Origin of the sequence: Marinomonas foliarum, from assembly GCF_016906065.1 — a bacterium.
Lineage (GTDB): Bacteria > Pseudomonadota > Gammaproteobacteria > Pseudomonadales > Marinomonadaceae > Marinomonas > Marinomonas foliarum.
On sequence record NZ_CP070273.1, the window covers coordinates 526988 to 548914 of the forward strand.

The window sequence follows — 21927 nt, forward strand, 5'->3', positions numbered from 1 at the left end:
CTCTGGTTTTTAACATAGTCCTACTTCAATATTGAAAGAGCAGCCACGAGTATTTTCTGAACCATCTGCGGATCTTCACCGCGCGCCACCTGAGACGAAGCGTTACTTAGCTGTGCATCGATATAAGTAGCGGCAAATTCTGACGACATCTCTGCAGAAAACTCACCTTTAGCCTTTGAACGCTCTACCCATTTTTGAAAAGTAACAAGACCCTGCTCTTCAAGAAAGTCTACCTGCGCTCGAGTCGCTTCACCCAAATGCGTTCGTGATTCACGCATTTTTATAAAAAGACAGCCATTTGGAGATTCATCATGACAACTAACTGAAGCGGCAAACGATATAAGGTTATCAAGAGCCTCTCTAAATGGAACGTCACTATTCAGCATCTGCTGAACTGGACCTAACACTTGCTCTTGATACCTGATAAGTACAGCCTTCATCAAGCCATCTTCATTTGAAAACTCACGATAAAGACCAGGCTTTGATACACCAGACCTCCTGCAAATTTCATTAAGAGACAAATTGGCTATGTTCTCTTTCCAATAAGAATTCATTGCCACATCTAAAATATGATCGCGATCTAGGGTCTTTGGTCGCCCCCTTGAAGGCTTAATTGAATCTAAACTCATTTTAATACCACCTAGTATTTTAATTTGACATACTAATCTTTTGCGCTTATTGTACCGCCTGGTACTTAATTAGCAAATCGAATAGGAAAGAAAAAATGAGCAATACAAAAAAAAGCATCATTATTACAGGAAGCAGCAGTGGCTTTGGTCAAAAATCAGTAAAAGATTTTGCAGATAAAGGCTATCAAGTGTTCGCCACTATGCGCGGTCCAGAAGGTAAAAATTCTGCAGTTAAAGCAGAGCTGGAAGCGTATAGCGATTCAATTCAAGTTGTTGATATGGATGTTACCAACGACGAATCAGTCAAAAACGCCATTGCAAGCGTACTAGATAAAGCAGGCAAAATTGATATTTTACTTAACAATGCAGGCGTGATGTATCTTGGCATTACAGAAGCATTTAGTATTGACCAAGCTCGCGAGCAAATGGAAACCAACTACTATGGCGCTATGCGCACTATTCTGGCCGTTTTACCTGCGATGCGTGAAGCTAAGTCTGGCCTTATCATTAACACCTCATCCATGGTTGGCCAAATTTCAGCACCGTACTTTTCTACCTACGCCGCGACCAAACATGCTTTAGAAGGCTACCTTCAAGGTTTACGCTACGAAGTAGCGCCATTTGGCATCGATGTCGCCATCGTACAACCTGGCCCATTCCCAACAGGTCTAACAGCATCAGGACAACAACCATCACGTACAGACATACTGGATAGCTACGGTGAATTGGCAAACATCCCTACCGCCATGTTCGAAGAATTCGGTAAATTTATGCAGAGTGATCAAGCACCTAATCCACAAATGGTAGTAGATGCTTATTTAGCCCTAGCAGACATGCCTGCTGGTAAGCGCCCAACACGCACACCTGTTGGCTTGGTTTGGGGGGTTGATGAAATTAACGCCGCTAAACAACCTGTCCAAGACCGTGTTTTAACAGAAATGCAACTAGACAAAGTTCTAGGCGGCGCTGACGTATAATATTCGTCATCAGAGGCAAACAATACTTTGCCTCTTTTTAGACCGACATCAAGTGAATGTCGTGTTTGAGAAATGAATTGGAGTCTGGACGTCTGAATTTAAAGATGAGACAGACTCTTTTTTTGGAATGCGTGAAATGACTAATTGCCACTCCATCTTCAAGTCACGGTGTGATTGCGCGCAGTCCCTTAAATACAAATTAATTAAGCTTTGATAAGGAATTCCCTTGTCGTCCGCCAACGCCTTAAAATACTCAACAGTATCCTCATCAAGCCTTATCGTGACCTGCTTCTTAAGCTTTTTAGCGTAAGGTTTTTTGACTGAAATTGCTTCGCAGCGTACGGATTACTAACTGCACTATACTCAGCAATATCATTCAGATTATCCAGTGCTGGCTCAGTCCAAATTACTTGAGCCATTTACTCATTTTCTCTTTGGCTTGCGACATATCCATTGTTCGATCTTCACGGATGGCCTGCTCGCCTTTCGCGATACCTTCCAAGATCTTCATCCGTTGCACCATTAACTCGTCATCAGCTACGTCAAGCAAATAGGCTGATGGCTGACCATGTTCGGTTATGAGAATAGGCTCTTTTAACTCACGTAAATCAGCAAGCAGCTTCGATGCCTGCCTCTTTAGCGTAGTAACGACTTCGGCTCTCATAGCAACACCTCAAATTAAAATGTATCACTCCAATTTGGAAAGAACTAATGCTGCCATCACCAGCTGATTATTCCCACTAGTCTCAATAATTGGCAAACATTCACCCACCGATCACGTAGGTCTGATGAGACGAGGAACGAGGCGTGATCTGACGAAACAAGCTCGGTAAGCATTTGCGATGTGATATTTAAAAGTAAACGCCTTGATAAGACAGACTTCTAAAAAATAGTAATTATGGTCGTAAGGCTAACGCTCCACATAAACGGCGCGAGCTTGCGAGCGTCCGGCGACCGAAGGGAGCGAATTTCATGTGCTTGTTAGGTGACTATTTCTCGAACTCCGCATGGTACGTCGGCAAAAACTTTTGTATAAGTTCTGGTACTTGAACTTGTTTTAGATAGTTGTCTTGACAAAAGCAGTGCCCGCATTCCCTCCAGGTCAAAAGCTCTCGAAGCTGAGTTTTTTCCTTTGTTGCTTTCTTCAAAGCCCTTCTGGATTCTTTTCGTAAACTAACATCATCGCTTATTTTCACTTTCGGGTTGTCAAGTATTATCTCTTCAAGATACTCGAAGAGGATTGGACTAGTTGGCTTCCTGACAGTAAACATCTTTCTTTGAATATCGTAATCGTCCCATTTTCTAGCCAGCTCTTTGACGCTTTGAAAATAGTTCTCTTCTGGTTCTGAATGCCTGTCCCAATGTATTGGATTGTTATTCGTTACCCAAATATCCAAATTCTCATCAAGCAGAAGCTCTAATTTAAACCGAAAAAGAACCGGTCCATAGTGATTTTGTCTAGAAAAGTGCCCGTGCAAATCGGTTGTATCTAGAAATATGTCACCAAATACATCAAACAGCTTATCAATTTCGTCCGATGTCTGAGGGGTTTGGTAAAGGGTTTGTTCTTCGATACCTTGCCTAGATAGAAGCCCACCCTCCTGAATAAAAGTGATTGATGTCGCTACTGTATTTGCATGGAAAAAGTTTGACACTTTTTTCCGTTTAAGCAAGTCATATAGCTCTTTATTATCCAACTTCACTCAAAATCTCCTTGGTCACCTAACGCCTCATTAACTGGCGCGTAGGTTGGTATTGTTTTTGCGCCATTGTCTTTTGCAAAAACAATGACAGCCGTTATGCGTCCAAGTTTAATGACTTGTTAGGGTGTCACACTCGAAGAGTACACAGACCATGACAACGCGATGACACTAACAACAAAAGCTAAAATAGCTATTTTATTTGATCGTTTGGCATGCAACTCTGATCTCTTACTTATTTCAAGTGACTCGGATTCTCGATTTTCAGCCCGTACAATAGAGTTGTGTTTCTCATCAGCTAACCATTCTTCTGCAATTTGTACCTCAAAGCCAGTAAACTCATTTTTAGTAGTTAAAATTTGTTTTACTCTTTCATTGCCTTTCTTAGATAGTTCATTACGAAAAGAATCTTCGTATTCGTTTAGTAACTCAAGCTCTTCAGCTTCTGAAGTAGCAAAAATATGCTGACCCTCTATCCATTTTCGCTTTGAACGTTTTATTTCGGCCCAATATCTAACTTCAATAATGAACTCTGAGCGAGCAGGAATTAATTGCTCATGATTACATATGAAAAGCTTATTAGGAGCTTCTAACTTACTGCAAATTTTAATTTCCATTTAGCTCACCTCTGAATGACACCCTAACGCCTCAAACACCGGCTTGGTAAAGTTGGCGGCTTTTTTGGAACAAAAAAGGTGACAGCTTTACCAAGTCCGTGTGCTTTGATTTGTTAGCTGCTCTCATTTAACCGGTTAAGTAAAAATTCTGCGATAACGCCAACGGACTCAATTATGCTATGAGATTCTTTTGTACTTAAAGCAGTAATACATAACTTGCCATGCCCTGTTTCCTCTTTATTTCTAACTCTATTTATACCGGTAGCCATATGGAAAAGTGCTCGCTCATAGTCTTTAATTGCAGGCTCATTTGCAGCTTTAGGAGTTTCTGGGGTCGCCATATTTAATGCTGCATAGGCTTGGCCGAATAAAGTAGGAAAATTAGCATTGGCAGGATGGGCTCCAAACTTTGTTTGAATGATGTGTTTTGCTGTTGCCTCTAAAAGGTCTTTCCCTGTACCCGAAAGTAGCGCCGCATCTTCAGAACCTCTTTTTGCTCTTTGTGCGTAAGCCTGCAAAGCTTCTGTCAGATGCTTACCTTTAAGGGTATCTAGTACCTTCGGGCGTATATCTCCGTTTTCGGACAGGGAGAAGTTTTCAGCATCAAAAACACTGATTGTATTAAGTATCTGTTCTTTACCCACGAAATTTGGAGATGTGTCTCGAAAACCACCAACAGCCCTAACTTGAGAAACAACTAGTGAAATGAGCTTACTACCTGCCGATGGGTCATTTTCAATAGCCCAGTTCAATGTAGCCCTAACCCTTTTGGCTTTACCGACCGACTGCCCCTGTGATTTTGGGTCGGCCTGCGTCAATCCAGCTTTCTTGATTTGAACCTCAAGTTCGGAATGCGTCGGCTCCCTTTTTGGTTCGACTTGAGCGTCATCAACAAGCTTGGAAACCGCAATAATTATTGAATCAGATATGGGTAATTCCATTTTCTCTCAAAATCCTCCGAACCTTATTTGCCAGCTAACGCTGCGCTCTGCGGAAATTTGGGAGCGCCAGCGAGAAAATTTTCCGTAGCAGCGCCTTGTTAAGCATTTTCCTTGGCCTTGATAAAATAGCTGTTTTCTAAATATCTATACCAATCTTCAAATAGTTCATTATCCCTCTGAGAGTGAAACTCCTCACCATTCCTATATATCTTGCCGCCTATCAAATAGTGAGAGACTCTTATAGTTAACACATCGTCTTCCAATTTGAAGTGGTTGATCTTGGACCGGTCTTTACCTTCTGCTATAAAATAAAAATAAATATGATGATTACACTTTGATAGCTCGAAAAGCTTCTGAAATGTTTTTTGGTCGGGAATATGAGTTCGCACAATCTCTAAGACCACGTTAGGGTAAGCCGCCCGTGGGAAGAACTTAGAGGAATCTCTACCCGCTATATCTGGCTTTATATATGTGTCGTCACTAAAAGCAACCCGACAATTATTTTCCATAAACCATAAGTATTGACTATCTTGCAAAGGCTCGAATATTACTTGCTCTTCAAATTGGCGGTTATCATTAAAGACATATGTCGAAAAGCGCACTTTGGCAACTTTATCGTCGCTTAACTCGTCGAACAAAAACTTCACACAGTCATCATGTGTCGGATTGTTTTCGTCTCCTCCTAACCTAGTTCCAAATGATGGATTACCTATACGCCTAAAATGAGGCGCGTTTTCATTTCTGACAGGCACAACTAAACAGTCATCGTCATTTAGTAGAGGCTCTTCTTTCATTCTCGGATACAAGCGAAGATCGAAAATATCTTCTTCTGAATATTCTCTTCCAGAAATTGTTCCACGTACCATGCTCTCTCCTAATGCTTAACATCTATGGACACCCCGATTTTTGCAAGCAAAATCAAGATCTAACAAAAACAGTTTTGCAGCCATCTATTCGGATTTTTAGTAAAGCAATTAATGCTTTTATCCCTGATGCTATTCCTGCAAAAAAGCAGCGCTGACTTGGTTCTAATCATTTTGGCGTTTTCAACGAAACGATGTTAGTCCCAGAATTTCCAAGTCATGCTTTTGGCTATCTTGCCATTCATGTTTTTAACTAAACAAAAACAAATGTCTTAAATTTAATGTAAATCAGGTGAAGGAGAAAGACGTGTTCATTTGATATGAGTTATCTGCTCGTCTTCCCTGACCTTTCTTTACACAATACAAGAAGCTAAAAACGAAAACCATAAAAATATTGTGTGTTTTTAACGTACAGGCAATTAAGCAGATATCGTTAGGGATAAGCGAAAGAAATAACTACACAGTAGCCCTCACCTTGGAAGACATAAGGGGAATTATTAAGTTGTCGGCCTAAAGGCGCGACCTACCATAGAAAATGAAAGCTTCGCTTTCAACGGCGGATCACGGTCGTACCTCCCTCATCCGCCCTACGAAAACCAGCATTAGCAATGCCATCAGTTCGACGCGACGAAGTTGCGCGACTTTATGGAGTATCAGAGTCATTAACAGAAAGACTCTCTCGAACAGCAAGGCCAATCTATGCCTTACGGTAAAGATCGTGTTGCTATACGCTGCCTTAAATAAAGTGAATAAGACGTTTGAGCGATAGCCCGATAAAAGATTTTTTGGTTACTTTTGCATCGATTGGCAAAAGTTACCCACTCAGCAGAGCGGAATAAAGGTTGGGAATGCAAAGCGTTTGAATGGAACCCAAAGAAGAGAATAACCCCTCCCTAACCCTCCCCTTGGAAAACATAAGGGGAGGGTATAAGAAAGGTTAGCGTATAAAAAAGGCCCCATTTACCTGAGAAGAAAAAATGGGGCCAAGGTAGACATAAATCTGTTATCAATGGCGGGTCTGTTCTGGGTCGTTCGTTTCACGCATTCGTTTACGATGTTCGACAAATTCGTCGCTTAGCATGTAGTCGCCCTGCTCGGTGTGAGCCAGTGCACCACGGTTGACGAGTGCGTCTAAGGTTTTTGGTAACACCTTTTGTCGGCGTTCGCCTTTAATAAAGTAAAATTGCTCACCCAATTGGATCAATTTAAAACCAGATTCTAGGTACCCAACACATAAGTTTTGAGTTGGCGTTAACTTGAGTTTCATTGTTCACCTCACATTGCCTGCCGTCTCTTAAATGTAAATTAATTGATCATTTATCGTTCATGTTAACTATAGACACTTTTTTCAAGAACAGTAATTTTCTACCTCTAACATTACAAAAAGATAAAAAAAGAAACCTTTTCGTCCTGCCAAGGGTTGAACCGTCGCTTAACAGTCTCAAAAAGCCAAAAAAAAGGGAAGACATGAAGCCTTCCCTTTTCACAAACCTTGCAGTGCTTGCTTTATTCAGCAAACACGACGGTTTTATTACCATGTACAAGAACGCGATCTTCCAAGTGGTAACGAAGTCCACGTGACAGTACAAGTTTTTCGATGTCTTTACCAAGGCGAACCATGTCTTCTGCCGCGTGGCTGTGGCGAACACGAATCACGTCTTGTTCGATAATCGGACCTGCGTCTAAGTCTGCAGTGACGTAGTGACAGGTTGCGCCAATCAATTTCACACCTCGCACGGCAGCCTGGTGGTAAGGCTTAGCACCAATGAAAGATGGCAAGAAGCTGTGGTGAATATTGATTACCTTGTGACGGTATTTTTCGCACAAGTATTCAGGAAAGATCTGCATGTAGCGCGCTAGCACAATGGTGTCAGCACCAGACTGATCAATGCAGGCTTCAATTTCTTGGAAGGCAGGCATTTTGTCTTCTTTCGGCACAGGAATGCAGAAATACGGAATCTTGTACCACTCAACCATAGAACGAAGGTCTTCATGGTTAGCAATCACACCAACGATTTCACAGTTCAATTCGCCGGTGTGCCAACGGTGCATAATGTCATTTAGGCAATGGGATTCTTTGGTTGCTAGCAAAATGACCTTAGGGCGATCTTCACTGTCTTTTACATACCAACGCATGTCGAATTTTTCGGCGATTGGCGCGAATTCTTTGCGGAAGGTTTCAACGTCAATATTTAAGCTTTCTGCATCAATATCGTGACGCATAAAGAACCATTTTTGCTCTAAATCTGTGTGGTGACTTGCTTCGATAATCGAGCCTTGGCGATCGTTCAAGAACTGGCTAACGGCCGCTACAATCCCCACTCTGTCGGGACAACTAATCACAAGTCGAAATGTTTTCTTTCTCATAGTAAAACTTATAAACCTTAAAAAACTCTTAAAAGCCAAAAAGACTAAACAAGCTGCTTAGCCTTAATAAAACGTCAGCGAATTATACTGAACCCAGGTAATTATGCTTACTTATTCTTAATGATGTAGCACTGGTGGATTTTGTCATTACGATCAAAATCTGGGTCTAGCGTTTCGCGAGTGATGTTTTTCACGTTGTATTCTTGCTCTAACGATTCGTCCAATACAAAACGACGGTAGTTATTGGAGAAGATAAGTTCGCCACCTCTCGCCAGTCTTGCCATTGCCAAACGCACAAGTTCACCATGATCTCGCTGAATGTCTAACACGTCCGCCATTTTTTTCGAGTTAGAAAACGTTGGCGGATCCATGAAGATCAAGTCGAATTTATCGTGGCATTGTTTTAGCCATTCGATACAGTCCGCACGTTCCACTTGGTGATGAAGGTCTGAAAACTCATTCAATTCGATATTACGACGCGCCCACTCAGTGTAGGTGTTCGACATATCAACACTCAATGAACTGCGCGCGCCACCTTGTCCGGCATGAATCGACGCGGTTGCGGTGTAGCAGAACAAGTTTAAGAAACGTACACCATTGGCTTTGTCTTGAATTAATTTACGCACTGGACGGTGATCAAGGAACAAACCAGTGTCCAAGTAATCTTTTAGATTAACAATGAAGTCACAGCCGTATTCTTCTACGATCATTTCGTGTTTCGTCTGATCTATTTTTTCGTATTGCTCTTTGCCTGTCTGTCTTTGGCGTTTTTTCAAGATCACATTGGACTCTGAAATATTCAACGCGGTCGGAATCGCAGACATGACTTCAAACAAACGCTGCTTAGCTTTTTCTGGATCAACACTTTTAGGCGCTTGGTATTCTTGCACGTGTGCCCAATCACCATACACATCGATAGCAACCGCGTATTCAGGCATGTCGGCATCGTAAACGCGGTAACACTGGATCTTGTTCTTCTCGACCCATTTTTTCAGTTTCTTGGCGTTTTTTTGCAGGCGATTAGCAAACATTTGTGCGCCTGGTGTCATCACGGATTGCGCAACCACGTCTTCTTTGATGCTGCCAGCCAGCAAAGGAAAACGATAAGCACGACACTCGATGCCACCGTTGATAACACGCGTGCTTTTTTCTGGACGAACGGGAATTTGACGCGCCAGATGATCATTGCTGGTCAGCATCATGAACTGCCAACCGCGCACTTGTGTTACGACCCATTCACCTAGTTGACGATATAATGCGATCAAAGCCATTTCATCACCAATACGCTCACCATAAGGTGGGTTGGTGATCACAAGGCCCGGTACGTCTGGCGTGATGTCGAACTCATGCTCTTGGAATGACATCATGGAGACATCAATCACATCGGTTAAACCTGCACGCTTGATGTTTTCGCGCGCGGCAGCAATGGCTTTTTGCTCTCTATCCGTTCCTTGAAAACGAATTCCCAAGGTTGCTGGGTCTTTTTTACGGTTCTTGGCAAAATCCATTAATTGTTGCCACATACGGTGATCGTGCTGTTTCCAGCCTTTGAATCCCCAATATTGACGACGTAAACCCGGTGCGATATCCAAAGACATCAAAGCGGCTTCAACAAGGAACGTACCAGAACCACACATAGGGTCGATCAATTGCGTTAAACCGCAATCGGTACCCCAGCCAGCACGTAGCAAAAGACCTGCTGCCAAGTTTTCTTTCAGTGGCGCCATGCCACCATGTTGACGGTAGCCACGGCGGTGCATACTTTCGCCAGACAAATCGATACTTACCGTTACGACTTCACGTTTAATGCGCAAAGCAATGCGTACTTCTGGCTGTTCTTTTTCGACGTTAGGACGTTCGCCTGTTAATGCCACAAAATAATCGGCAATCGCATCTTTTGCACGAACTGCACCAAATTGTGTATTACGAATATGGTGATTAGTACCATGACAATCGATCGCCATGGTGTTGGTCGCTTTCATGTGGTCAGACCACGGAATGGCTTTCACGGCATCGTATAAGTCATCAGCCGATTCTATTTTGAAGTTGGCAATCGGCAACATAACGCGAGTGGCGACACGAGACCAAAGACAGGCTTTGTACATGCCTTCTAAATCTGTGTTCAATTTGACTTGCGCTTCACCCAACCGAGTTTGCGTTAGGCCTTCGCCATGCAACTCTTTTTCCAAGACATTTTCTAACCCAAGTGGACAGGTTATTTCTAGTGCGTAAACCTGACTTGTGGAATCAGTTGTCTGTAATATAGTGCTCATTTATAAAATACTTTTTTAAATTTCAGTGAATGTTGCAAGACACATAAAGAAGGCGGAATAAAATTCCGCCTATCCAACGAGACGCCAAAATACGCGCCTTGCTTTTAGTTCGATAATATTAGATACCCAGATCAAGTTCTCGGTAATAAGCATCAGTGCTTGCTATTGCTTCCTTGATTAACTCTGGGCCCTGATAAATAAAGCCTGAGTAAATTTGCACTAATCGCGCCCCAGCTTGCAGCTTTTCAACGGCGTCTGCGCCACTTGAAATACCACCCACACCAATAACTGGCAAGGTGTCTTTCAGGTGTTCAGTTAAGGTTCTTACTACATGAGTCGATGCATCACGTACTGGCGCACCGCTCAAACCTCCCGCTTCTTTTTCGAATTTATGACCTAGAACCGCTTCGCGAGACAAGGTGGTATTAGTGGCAATAATACCATCAACGCCCTGTTCGACCAGTGTATCAGCAACCATTTTAATTTCATCGTCCGTCATATCAGGCGCAATTTTCACTGCTAATGGAACACGCTTACCATGTTCGGCTTCATAACGGTCACGGGCAACTGTTAGAGGCGCAATAAGCTGAGCCAAACTTTCTCCAAACTGCAGGCTGCGAAGACCTGGGGTATTTGGTGAGCTGATGTTCGCGGTAATGTAATCTGCGAATGGAATTACGCTTTCTAAACAAGATAGATAATCCGCTGCGGCATCTTCTACCGAAGTCGTTAGATTCTTGCCAATATTAACGCCTAATATTCCTGGGTAACGATGAGACTTAATACGAGATACTAGGTGATCAACGCCTTTGTTGTTAAAGCCCATGCGGTTAATAATGGCATCATGCTCCGGCAGGCGGAACAAACGTGGTTTTGGGTTACCAGCTTGGCCTTTGGGCGTCACTGTTCCTACCTCCACAAAACCAAAACCTAATGCGCCTAACGCCTCAAAAGCGTCAGCATTTTTATCTAAACCTGCCGCTAATCCAACGGCATTAGGAAAACGCAACCCCATAACATCTACTGGCTTAGTAGAAGGTAAACCGCCTAGAAATTTGTTCAACCCCAATCGACTGCTTGCTGCAAGAAGATCCAATGACAGTTCATGGGACACTTCTGGGTCCAGTTTAAAAAGTAATGAGCGAGCAAGTTGGTACATTGTTAGGGCTCCTTGGCTGTTAAGATCAGGAAAATACTTTTCTGATCTTTGCTATTTAATAATAGTATCTAATTCTTACTATCTAACTTTACGCTATCTGATTATGTACTATCTAATTTTAGGCTATCTAATCTTAGTTACTGCAATCAGTTTATTCATGTTGTCAAATTCTACTTCAAAAAAACCATAAATCCCTTCATGGGTTACGAACCGCTGAAAAGCTGATAAAGGCAACTGAACTTTACGCCCATCTAGACAGCTTGCTACTAAGTTTTTTGCTGAACCTGCGTACATAGCTTCATATTTAAACGCGGGCAAAGCCACATTTAATACAAGTTTTGCCATTTTTTCGTCCTGTGCTTACGTTACCCTTACAGAGAACGCTCTGTGCGTAAAGATTTGAATCCGATAAGATGAAGACTATTATATTGCGTTGACACTTTTATTGACAGAAGTATAAGGAACCTAGGTTCAATGGTAACTGTAATTGAGCAATTAAAAGATCACCTAAATCATGCCGTTGTCGGCCAACCAGATTTAACCCATGAACTACTTGTCGCTTTAATCGCCAATGGACATGTCCTGTTAGAAGGGCCTCCAGGTATAGCCAAAACCACAGCGGCCAAAGCATTGGCCAGCTCCATAAACAGCCGCTTTCAACGCATCCAGTTTACACCAGACCTTTTACCTGGCGATGTCACGGGTTCTGATATTTATCAGCAAGAAACCGGTCAGTTTAGCTTTATTCCCGGCCCGATTATGAACGATATAGTACTTGCCGACGAAATAAACCGAGCACCAGCCAAAGTGCAGTCAGCGCTACTCGAAGCAATGGGCGAAGGGCAAGTCACTGTGGGCAATCACAGCTATGCCCTTTCGTCTTTATTTTTTGTGATTGCGACACAAAATCCCATCGAGCAAGAAGGTACTTATCCTTTACCAGAAGCGCAGCTTGACCGTTTTATGATGAAAATAAACCTAGGTTATCCAAGCGCTGTTAGCGAATTGGAAGTACTCAGGTTAGTTCGCCAACAGGACCTACATAAAACGTCGGCCAGTGCACCTCAGCCACTTTGCCAACCAAGTGACATTCTTGAGCTTCAGCAAAAAGCATTGTCTTTGTATATGTCTGAAAGTGTCGAAGAATACATAGTGCAACTGGTCATGGCGACAAGACAGCCGGAGCTTTATTTAGGTGATGCAGCCAAAGGCACAAACCTTATTGAATTTGGTGCTAGCCCACGTGGTACCTTAGCACTAGATCGTTGCGCTCGTGCCAACGCCTTGCTAAATGGCAGAGACTTTGTCACGCCTGATGATGTCCGCCAGATTGCCTTGCCCGTGTTGCGTCATCGTGTCATTACCACGTTTGAAGCTCAAGCCGCCGGTTTATCCGTTGATGATTTATTGAAGCGATTGATTAGCCACGTTCCGGCGCTGTAGTTTAAAGAATCGAAATACAAGGCAGCCAGTACGATGAGCCCATTATTATCACCTGAATCTCCTGAGCTAGATGACGCCCATTTTGCTCTGTTGGCTAATTACGCCAAGCATCTAGGACGCGCTCCCAAAGCCATTCGTTTTGCAACGAATAACGGGGAGCGTCGCTCACGACAAAAAGGTCATGGCATGGAAATGCTTGAGCTTCGTGCTTACCAACCCAGTGATGATTTACGTCATATAGATTGGCGAGTAACTGCGCGAACAGGCCAAGCCCACACTCGGCTGTATGCTCAGGAAAATGACCACCAGCGACTTTTGTTATTGGATCTTTCCAGTAGCGCGTATTTCGGCACGCGCCATACCTTTATTTCAACACGCCTTATCCAATTAGCTGGCATTATTGCATGGCGCTCCAAACAACAAGGCGACACCTTGTCTTATCGAATCGCTTATGGAAACCAAGACTACGCCAGCAATAAATCAGGCTCTCTGCCAATATTACTAAACGCCCTTAAAGATGCCTCTACAGTTGGAAGTAGAGCTAAGGGCAACAGTTCTTCAAGCATTTGGTCCAATACGCTACTCACTAGCAAAGCTCACAATAAAGATGTCATCATATTGACGGACAAGCAAAGCTGGAACCAAGACGAAGAAAGCGAACTGATGAAACTGGCAGAGCACAATACTGTACATTGGGTCCAGGTCATCGACAGCAACACCTTTAACTTACCCTCTGGCCAATATCAAATAGCAGACAGCAACGGCATCAAATCTGTATCAGTTAGTAAGAAGAGTATGCAGCAAGCCAAGGCGGATTTTTTCACTCAGAACACCCTGATGCGCAAAAAACTGGCATCCTTTGGCATTCGCCATCAAATTTTTGATATCACCGAATCGCCAGAGAAAATTGCCCGATATTTGTTATCGCAAGGAGCACTTCACTAATGACTGCGGCACTGGCTCCAATACAATCGCAAGCGCAAACACAAGCAATCGATTTACCACACAAAGCGTACTTACTACCTCAATCTGTTCCTATGTGGCCACCAGTTTGGTGGGCATGGCTCGTTGTTGCAGCCGTTGCTCTAATCATTATAGGCTTGCTAATTTTGTGGTATCAGCGCCATAAAAAGCGCACTTATCGGCGAGAGGCTTTATCAAACATCCGTAAAGCAGCCGACGACCTAACTGATAAAGAATGCATTCAGCTTTGCCATGAAATGGTTCGTCGCTGTTTAATTAGTGAAGGCAAAACCGAAACAGCTGCACTGCCAAGCCAAGCTCTATTCTCTATATTGGATAAATCTATGCAGGCAAAACACCAATTTGCCTCGCTTTCCAGCGAGTTTATTGACGGTCCTTATAGAAACCAAATTGAGCTAAGCCAAGAACAACGCAGCACTATGATTAAAAACACCTGTTATTGGATAAGGAAGCACCATGCTTGAATTGTCTTGGCCTTGGTTTCTTCTGCTTTTGCCCTTGCCTGTTATTATGTATTTTTTACCAAAAGCCAAACCTAAAGGTGATGGGATTTGGTGGGGCAACAGCGAACACTTTGTTAACCATCAAGATAGCAAAGCACTCACCAAGCGTCCTAGCCTTCGCTATGCTTGCTTACTGATGTCTTGGATTTTATTAGTCTTTGCTATCACGCAACCTGTTTGGCTAGGTGAACCCACAAAAGTAACGCCGTCGGGTCGTGATTTGCTGATTGCCCTCGATTTATCTGGCAGTATGCAAGTTAGTGACATGGAACTGAACGACCAACCTGCAAATCGATTAGAAGCTGCAAAATCTGTCTTGTCTGGCTTTATCCAGGCTCGCCGGGGTGATCGTATTGGTATCATTGTATTTGGCTCAAAAGCCTACCTTCAAGCACCTCTAAGTTTTGATACAAAAACAATCAATCAATTGGTTCAAGAAGCACAAATCGGTTTTGCTGGCGAACAAACCGCCATTGGCGACGCTATTGGATTGGGCATCAAAAGACTTGAAGACAAACCATCTGATAAAAAAGTGCTGATTTTAATGACGGATGGCGCGAACACCGCAGGCCGAGTGCAACCTCAACAAGCTGCTGCATTTGCGGCCTCTCAAGGTGTGCGCATTCACACCATTGGGATAGGGGCAGACAGTATGATTGTACAAAGCTTCTTTGGCCCTAAAGCGATCAATCCCTCTAGCGATCTAGATGAAACGTTACTAAAAAATATTGCAGCACAAACAGGTGGTGAATATTTCCGTGCCAAAAGCACACAAGACTTACAAGCTATCTATCAAACGCTGGATACATTAGAGCCAACACCTACGGAAGATATTTGGCAGCGACCATTAACCAGCTTATTTCATTGGTTGGGTCTTGGCTCTATCGCCTTTTTGGCTTTATCACTGCTTGCCGGTCAGCAACTTAAATTAAAAAAATCTTCTCGCCGTAAAAGCGGCCCCGTCAGAGGAGATCAACCATGATGCTTTTTGACCTTATTCATTTTGAGCGCCCTTTATGGCTTTTTTTATTGCCTATTACCTTAATAATGGCATATTTCATTACTGCAAAAAGCGCCAACAGCCACACTCTCAGCAAGATCGTCGACCAGCGCCTCATGCAGCATTTGGTATACGAAAATACGTCTAGCAACCTAAACAAATGGCTAGGGTTAGCGACGGTTTCATTGTGTTGGATTGGTTTAGCGGGCATTAGCTGGACGAAAGCCCCAACAACCATGTTTGAAAATACTCAAAAAACGGTCTTGGTGGTCGACCAATCTATGTCGATGTACGCCACGGATCTTAAGCCTAATCGCCAAACTCAGTTAAAACAAACCGTTCGAGACATTTTGGAACAAAGCAAGGAAGGCGAAATTGCCTTAGTCGCATTTGCTGGTGAAGGTTTTGTTATCAGCCCTTTTAGCCAAGACAGAGAAACCATCACGCATTTTTTACTCGCATTAGATCCAATCATCATGCCAGTGTATGGCAGTAATTTAACCAGTGGTATCGAAACAGCTTTATCACTTAGCCAAGATACTACTGAGCCACTGCATCTTATTGTGCTAACCGATGACGTAAGCGAACAAGACCAGAAAGGCATTCCCGCGTTATTTAAAGGTAAAAACATACAACTAGACCTTGTTGCTGTTGGCACCCAAAACGCATCGTTAATTAAACTACCCGATGGGCAGATCCTAAGAAAAAATGGCCAAAATGTAATGCCATCGACTCCCATTGACGATTTAAAAGCTTTAACCTCATCCCTTGGTGGAAGCTTTTATCAGGGGCGTTTAACACCTCAATCATTAAGCCAAATCACAGACACCTCATTGAGTAACGAGCAGACTCAGAAAGCGCAAAACAAAAGCATTCACTGGATAGAGCAAGGCCATTGGTTTGCCCTGCCCTTTTTGCTTTGGCTGGCATTCCAATTTAGAAAAGGCATGCTATTTATGCTACTTCTAAGCGTGTTTTACTTTCCTTCTGACAAATCTTATGCCGCCCCGCTTGATTGGTTTCTAACACCGGATCAAAAAGGCCAGCAAGCAGTCGACCAAGGCAACTGGCAAGCGGCTGATCAATACTTTCAGCAGCCAGAGTGGAAAGCGGCATCGTCATACGCATTAGAAAATTACCCAGAAACCGTCCAACAATTAAATAATTTGAGCAGAAATGCCGCTGATAATTATAATTTAGGCAATGCTTTGGCATTATCTGGCGAAACCGACCAAGCCATTAAGGCTTATGAAAAAGCACTTGAGCAAGATCCATCGTTAAAAGCTGCCAAAGACAATCTCAACTATTTAAAAAAACAGCGACAAGAGCAACAGAAGAAAGACCAACAAAAAAAAGAACAAGAAAAGTCTAAACAGCAGAGCCAAGACCAGAATCAGGATAAGCAATCGGATTCAAGTGACAAAAATGACTCAAAAGATGAGCAACCACCAAAAAAAGACGAGAAAAATAACGAAAAACAAGACAACACCAAAACTCCTGAGGATAATAAGCAAGATGAAAACTCAGACAAGCAAGATCCAAATGAGTCAGAAAAGACACAATTAGACAAAGAAAAAACACAGGCGCTGAATCAGTGGTTGAGACAAATTCAAGACGACCCAGGATTGCTGCTACAACGTAAGCTCTGGTATTTACACCAAGAAAAGCGCAATGAAAATCGATTTTCGCAAGAGGATGGGCAAAACCCATGGTAATGAAGCAATACCTTCTTTCATTAATATCGCAAAACAAGCCACATCGCTTGTTTTTCTCACTAATGACAACTTTGCTTTTTATTATATTATCAAGCTCACTTCATGCTGCCAGCGTTACTGCTTCACTTAATAAGAATGTTTCCAACGAAAATGAAGTGGTGCAACTAACTCTACGTGCTGACTTCTCAGATACGGGCAACGGCCCCGATCTAACACCATTAGAACGCGACTTCGATATTTTAGGAAAAAGCCAAAACAGCCAATTTAGTTTTAATTTAGGCACGAGTACAGCACTGAATTTTTGGGTTGTTACCCTGATGCCAAAATCCGTCGGCACCGTTGAAATACCCCCTATCAAAATAGGCGACCTTGAGTCTCAGCCGATTCGGCTGACTGTAAAAAGTTCACCTCAGCTATTGGACAACAATGGCAATCCGCCCGTGATGATCAAAACAGAAGTATCTGAAGTGGAACCTTATCTTCAACAAGAGGTCATCCTAAGCGTAAAACTCTATACGTCTGTCGCCTTACAAAATGCGAATCGTTCAGTACCGTCGCACCCAGATCTTGTAGTAGAAAGACTGATCGATGACCAAATGAATTATCAAACCGTCAATGGCACACAATATCAGGTCATTACACGTGAATATTTAGCCTTTCCACAGCGCAGCGGCCTACTGACAATTCCACCACAAAGTATTCAGGCGATGATCAATACATCGACAGGCCGACGAATGATTAAGGTTCAAAGTGAGCCCCTTAACCTTCAAGTCATTCCGATTCCAGCAAGCTTTACAGGTGACGCTTGGCTACCAAGCGAAAAAGTGACTGTCTCAACTAGTCTAGAGAAAACAAATGATGCACCAAGAGTTGGTGACACATTGATTTGGACAATTGACATCAAAGCCGATGGTGCGCTGCCTGAGCAAATTCCAACGCTAGAGTTTAATAGCACGCGCGACTATAAACTGTACCCAAAACCACCTCAATTTAATAACCAGAAGAATTCAACCGGTGTAACTGGCAATCAAACGATCGTTGTTGAAGTTGTGCCAACCGAGGAAGGGAGCCTATCGCTGCCCGATATAAACATTACTTATTGGAACACAGACGAAAGAGCCATAAGTACCGCGAGCGCGTCAACAGACAGTATTGAGATTGCTCCGCTTCCAAACAGCACTGGGCAATCTGACGAAACAGCAGGCAACAACCCAACGATTAGCGATCCATTACCCGCTCAAAGCCGATCCATTGCTCCGATATCTTTGGCCAAAAAAGCGGTTAAACCTGCCAATACAGACAACCAAATAGAAGTAGTACCCGAAACGTCAAACGAGAGTAAATCGCTGCGAGACTACCTCATTAGTGGATTGCTTATCCTTGCCGTTCTTATGTTAGGCGCATGGATAGCCTCTTGGCTAAAACGCAGAAAACTAAAAACAAACACAGACAGTGATGTTCCGACACTGCAAGAGTTTGCTCCTCTCAGCACTTTAAGTGAACAAAGCGCTTATAAAGCATTAATTGAGTGCTGCCAGCAGAACAACCTACCGTCATTAAGACCAAGCCTATTGGAATGGGCTCGTCACCGCTGGGGAGATGATGAAATTCGTAGCGTAGATGACATTAAACGCCTCACATCAGTTCAGGTCACCCAATTGCTGATGGAAGCCGAAATAATGCTTTACTCAAATAATCCCGCCCACGAATGGCACGGTGAACCACTTGCGGATGCTTTAGAAGAATTCACAAGCGGGCAAGAAAAGCCTTCTAAAGCCAGTCAATTAAAAACGCTCTACCCAAATTTTTAACCGACATTTAATTTAAAAAGGACCATCATGATGACACCTTTTCAATCTGGCATAATCGCCGAAGCGTCAAGTGACGCCCTTTTCATCACACTTAATGTCAATAGATCAGAAATCGATACGCTTACAAGCGCCCTAGCTGCCACTCCAGCCCTTATTGGAGAACTGCAAGCACAATTCCCAGACGCTGAACTTCATGCTGCTGTAGGCCTTAGCAGCTTAATATGGGATGAACTAGACTCTGCACGACCAAAATTTCTTGCACCTTTCCCTCATATCACAGGTAAAGATATTGAATTGGTATCAACGGACGTTGACTTAGTTCTTCACATTCGATCTTCTCGCCACGATGTGACTTACCAGCTAGGTCAGGTTCTGTTTACTGCTCTTGGAAAAAGCGTCACATTAGTAGATGAAGTCAGCTGCTTTAAATATCTTGATAACCGAGATCTAACTGGCTTTGTTGACGGCACTGAAAACCCTGCAGGCGAACAGCGTAAGTCGGTAGCTTTGGTAGGTGATGAAGACTCTAGCTTTAAACAGGGTTCGTATTTCAACCTGATGCGCTTTGTTCATGACTTAGAAAAATGGGAAAAAGAAGACCTTAAAACTCAAGAAGACGTATACGGCAGAACTAAACATACAAACCAAGAATATCCATCATCAGAAAAATCGGTACATGCACATACTAAACGCACTTCATTAAAAGATGAGAATGGCGAGTCGTTGGAGATATTACGTCACAGCATGCCCTTTGCGTCTTTAACCGAAAAAGGTCTAATGTTTGCCAGCTACAGCAAAACTCCTGTTATTTTTAATATGATGTTAGAAAGCATGGTGAAAGGTGATGAAAATGGCAACACAGATAATCTAATGAAATACACCCAAGCGACAACAGGGCAAGCATTCTTTATCCCATCCAATGATTGGCTGCAGTCTTGCGCCAATAAATAGCACCTAATGACTAATACCTAACAATACTTATCCAATAAAAAAGCCACTTCAAAATTGAAGTGGCTTTTTACTTTTTTCTATACGTTATATGTCGATCAGTTAACGTTCGATCTTCGCATTATTCTTTAAAAGATCTTGTTGGGCTTGAGTACTCAAACTCGCTTGAGTTTGATTCAAGTAGCGCTCATAAGCCAATTTCTGATCATCAGAAAGTGTCAAATCACCAACTGCAACATCATTTAAGCGAATCAGCACCAAATCACCGTTAGACAAACTTTCGATACCAACAACTGGAGTATTTGATTCTGGGTGCGGTAGAGAAAAAGCCAAAGACGTAATTTCGTCTTGCCCACGCTTAGCGGCCTCTACAGATGTCCATGACACTGAGTTAGACTCTTTAGTCTTCTCTGCTTTCGCCTGTAGCGACTCTACCGCCTTATTCTGCACGACAATAGAAGCTACCTGCTCTTTCGTTTCATCGTAAGACTGGAAAGACTCTGGCTGAAAATCATTCAAATGGACAACAGCAACTTGATCATCACTCAGTTCAATCAAATTACTATTTTGGCCATCTTCCAAAACCGCAACATCGAACGCAGCAGCAATAACAGAAGGGTTACTAGTGATTTCATCAGAACCACCTTCTCTGCCAAAGTACGCGCTCTGAAGGATATCTACATCGTACTCTTTGGCGATAGCATCAAGCTTGTCGCTTGCATAAGCCAAATCCGTAATATCTTCATGCGCAGTTAGTAAAGCATCTCTAGCTTTGTCTTTACGCAGAGTTTCTTCTAGTTCTGCTTTTTTGGAGGCAAAACTTGGCACATCTGGCGCTGTCACATCATCCAACTTAATTAGGTGATAACCGAACTGAGTTTTAGCCTGTTCAATGTCACCTTTTTTCATCGAAAACAACACATTATCGAACGCTTCGTCTATGGTACCTTGCTCAACATAGCCTAGGTTACCACCATCATTTTTCGAACCGATATCATCAGAGTATTCTGCCGCCAAATCAGCAAAGCTTGCGCCTGATTTTAACTTATCTTGAACTTCATCGATAAGTGCTTGCGCTTCTTCATCCGATCTATCTGATGTCTCAATTAGAATATGCGACGCTGATCTTTCTTCTTGAGGCAAACTTGAAATAGAAGCTTGGTAAGCGTCCTGCAATTCAGCATCGGTGACATTCACTTTGTTGTAAAAGTCTGAGCTGGAAACAACAACGTAGTTTAGCTTAACCTGCTCAGGTGTTTTAAAACTGTCTTTATGCTCATCATAATAGGCTTTCAGCTCTTCATCAGTCACGCTTGTTACTTCTGACTCATCAGCTAATGAAAAAGAAACATAATCATACGATCTAGTTTGTGACTGAAGCTTTGAAACACCATCCACTTGATAAGGCAAAACAAATTCAGAGCCTGCAATGGCATTACGTGGCTGCTGAATAAGAACATCTTGCTTAATACGCTCTTTAAAAGCTAAAGGCGTAAATCCAAGAGAGCGAATGAAATTAAGGTATTTATTTTCATCAAATTGCCCATTGGTTTGAAACTGTTCAGCTTGTAGTAAATACGCATTCACCTGAGCATCAGAAACACCCAAGCCCAATTCTTTTGCTTGATTAGCTAATACTACACGCTGGACAAGCTCGTCTAATGCCCGACGCTGCAGTAAATTGTCTTCCAATAATGCTGGATTAATTTGCCCACCCATCATCGAAATTAATTGTCTACGCTGCGTTTCTGCACCTTGTAGCATTTGAGTGCGGCTAATATCAACACCATCAACCTCTGCTACCTTGTCGGATGAGCTAAAACTTTGAACCAAGGCATCTACGCCAAATAGAGCAAAAGTCACAACGATAAAACCAACAATGATCTTTACCACAATTCCTTGTGACTTATCTCTGATATCCTGGAGCATTACTGCCTCCAAATGAATGAATTAAATGTCCAATAAAAAAGGTGCATTCCGCTTGGAATACACCTTTT

21 protein-coding genes are annotated in these 21927 nt (G+C 42.8%); 8 read left to right on the top strand and 13 right to left on the bottom strand.

Going from position 1 to position 21927, the window contains the following annotated elements; genetic code table 11:
- Nucleotides 1-20 precede the first annotated feature (20 nt).
- Nucleotides 21-629, bottom strand: coding sequence for a TetR/AcrR family transcriptional regulator (locus JSY38_RS02480; RefSeq protein WP_114410853.1), 609 nt, complete (start codon nucleotides 627-629; stop codon nucleotides 21-23).
- Between the two features lie 95 nt (nucleotides 630-724).
- Between JSY38_RS02480 and JSY38_RS02485 the strand changes: the two genes are divergently transcribed.
- Nucleotides 725-1606: an SDR family oxidoreductase gene (locus tag JSY38_RS02485; RefSeq protein WP_205115105.1), complete on the top strand. Its 882-nt coding sequence runs from the start codon at nucleotides 725-727 to the stop codon at nucleotides 1604-1606.
- Nucleotides 1607-1654: 48 nt separating this feature from the next.
- Here JSY38_RS02485 and JSY38_RS02490 read toward each other — a convergent pair whose 3' ends face one another.
- The 11 genes from JSY38_RS02490 to JSY38_RS02540 all read right to left on the bottom strand — a co-directional run bounded on the left by JSY38_RS02490 (nucleotide 1655) and on the right by JSY38_RS02540 (nucleotide 11871).
- Nucleotides 1655-1933: a BrnA antitoxin family protein gene (locus JSY38_RS02490; protein ID WP_205116643.1), complete on the bottom strand. Its 279-nt coding sequence runs from the start codon at nucleotides 1931-1933 to the stop codon at nucleotides 1655-1657.
- Between the two features lie 79 nt (nucleotides 1934-2012).
- Nucleotides 2013-2270, bottom strand: coding sequence for a type II toxin-antitoxin system prevent-host-death family antitoxin (locus tag JSY38_RS02495; protein ID WP_205115108.1), 258 nt, complete (start codon nucleotides 2268-2270; stop codon nucleotides 2013-2015).
- Between the two features lie 325 nt (nucleotides 2271-2595).
- Nucleotides 2596-3309 carry a hypothetical protein gene (locus JSY38_RS02500; protein ID WP_205115110.1) on the bottom strand — a complete coding sequence of 238 codons (714 nt, stop codon included), beginning with the start codon at nucleotides 3307-3309 and terminating at the stop codon, nucleotides 2596-2598.
- 119 nt (nucleotides 3310-3428) lie between these two features.
- Nucleotides 3429-3923, bottom strand: a complete 495-nt coding sequence (locus tag JSY38_RS02505; RefSeq protein WP_205115112.1) for a hypothetical protein — start codon at nucleotides 3921-3923, stop codon at nucleotides 3429-3431.
- Nucleotides 3924-4036: 113 nt separating this feature from the next.
- Entirely contained in the window at nucleotides 4037-4864 is an 828-nt protein-coding gene (locus JSY38_RS02510) for an abortive infection family protein (protein WP_205115114.1), read from the bottom strand.
- 98 nt (nucleotides 4865-4962) lie between these two features.
- Entirely contained in the window at nucleotides 4963-5730 is a 768-nt protein-coding gene (locus JSY38_RS02515; protein WP_205115116.1) for a hypothetical protein, read from the bottom strand.
- 1003 nt (nucleotides 5731-6733) lie between these two features.
- Entirely contained in the window at nucleotides 6734-6994 is a 261-nt protein-coding gene (locus tag JSY38_RS02520) for a formyltetrahydrofolate deformylase (protein WP_114410864.1), read from the bottom strand.
- A 239-nt stretch (nucleotides 6995-7233) separates the two neighbouring features.
- Nucleotides 7234-8094, bottom strand: coding sequence for a formyltetrahydrofolate deformylase (gene purU / locus JSY38_RS02525; RefSeq protein WP_114410865.1), 861 nt, complete (start codon nucleotides 8092-8094; stop codon nucleotides 7234-7236).
- A 107-nt stretch (nucleotides 8095-8201) separates the two neighbouring features.
- Nucleotides 8202-10367, bottom strand: coding sequence for a bifunctional 23S rRNA (guanine(2069)-N(7))-methyltransferase RlmK/23S rRNA (guanine(2445)-N(2))-methyltransferase RlmL (gene rlmKL, locus JSY38_RS02530; RefSeq protein ID WP_205115118.1), 2166 nt, complete (start codon nucleotides 10365-10367; stop codon nucleotides 8202-8204).
- Between the two features lie 118 nt (nucleotides 10368-10485).
- Nucleotides 10486-11526, bottom strand: a complete 1041-nt coding sequence (locus JSY38_RS02535; RefSeq protein WP_205115120.1) for a quinone-dependent dihydroorotate dehydrogenase — start codon at nucleotides 11524-11526, stop codon at nucleotides 10486-10488.
- Between the two features lie 123 nt (nucleotides 11527-11649).
- The gene (locus JSY38_RS02540) at nucleotides 11650-11871 is read right to left on the bottom strand and encodes a DUF2835 family protein (protein ID WP_114410868.1); all 222 of its coding nucleotides are present in this window, start codon (nucleotides 11869-11871) and stop codon (nucleotides 11650-11652) included.
- A gap of 111 nt (nucleotides 11872-11982) precedes the next feature.
- Here JSY38_RS02540 and JSY38_RS02545 point away from each other — a divergent pair, with 111 nt between their 5' ends.
- From JSY38_RS02545 to JSY38_RS02575, 7 genes are read left to right on the top strand one after another with little or no spacing between them, the layout of a single operon-like run.
- Nucleotides 11983-12969 (top strand): AAA family ATPase, encoded by a 987-nt coding sequence (locus JSY38_RS02545; RefSeq protein ID WP_309477155.1) that lies wholly within the window; start codon nucleotides 11983-11985, stop codon nucleotides 12967-12969.
- 33 nt (nucleotides 12970-13002) lie between these two features.
- Complete coding sequence (locus JSY38_RS02550) at nucleotides 13003-13914, top strand: DUF58 domain-containing protein (protein WP_205115122.1); 912 nt, start codon at nucleotides 13003-13005, stop codon at nucleotides 13912-13914.
- Nucleotides 13914-14417: a DUF4381 domain-containing protein gene (locus JSY38_RS02555; protein ID WP_205115123.1), complete on the top strand. Its 504-nt coding sequence runs from the start codon at nucleotides 13914-13916 to the stop codon at nucleotides 14415-14417. Before JSY38_RS02550 ends, JSY38_RS02555 begins: the two co-directional genes overlap by 1 nt.
- Nucleotides 14410-15438, top strand: coding sequence for a VWA domain-containing protein (locus JSY38_RS02560; protein ID WP_205115124.1), 1029 nt, complete (start codon nucleotides 14410-14412; stop codon nucleotides 15436-15438). Before JSY38_RS02555 ends, JSY38_RS02560 begins: the two co-directional genes overlap by 8 nt.
- Complete coding sequence (locus JSY38_RS02565) at nucleotides 15435-17171, top strand: VWA domain-containing protein (RefSeq protein ID WP_205115125.1); 1737 nt, start codon at nucleotides 15435-15437, stop codon at nucleotides 17169-17171. Before JSY38_RS02560 ends, JSY38_RS02565 begins: the two co-directional genes overlap by 4 nt.
- The gene (locus JSY38_RS02570; RefSeq protein ID WP_205115126.1) at nucleotides 17165-18982 is read left to right on the top strand and encodes a BatD family protein; all 1818 of its coding nucleotides are present in this window, start codon (nucleotides 17165-17167) and stop codon (nucleotides 18980-18982) included. The genes JSY38_RS02565 and JSY38_RS02570 overlap by 7 nt, the downstream gene beginning before the upstream one ends.
- 27 nt (nucleotides 18983-19009) lie before the next feature.
- A complete protein-coding gene (locus JSY38_RS02575) occupies nucleotides 19010-19933 on the top strand; it encodes a Dyp-type peroxidase (RefSeq protein ID WP_205115127.1) in 924 nt (307 codons plus the stop codon).
- A gap of 99 nt (nucleotides 19934-20032) precedes the next feature.
- Here JSY38_RS02575 and JSY38_RS02580 read toward each other — a convergent pair whose 3' ends face one another.
- The gene (locus JSY38_RS02580) at nucleotides 20033-21859 is read right to left on the bottom strand and encodes a SurA N-terminal domain-containing protein (protein WP_205115129.1); all 1827 of its coding nucleotides are present in this window, start codon (nucleotides 21857-21859) and stop codon (nucleotides 20033-20035) included.
- Between the last annotated feature and the right edge of the window lie 68 nt (nucleotides 21860-21927).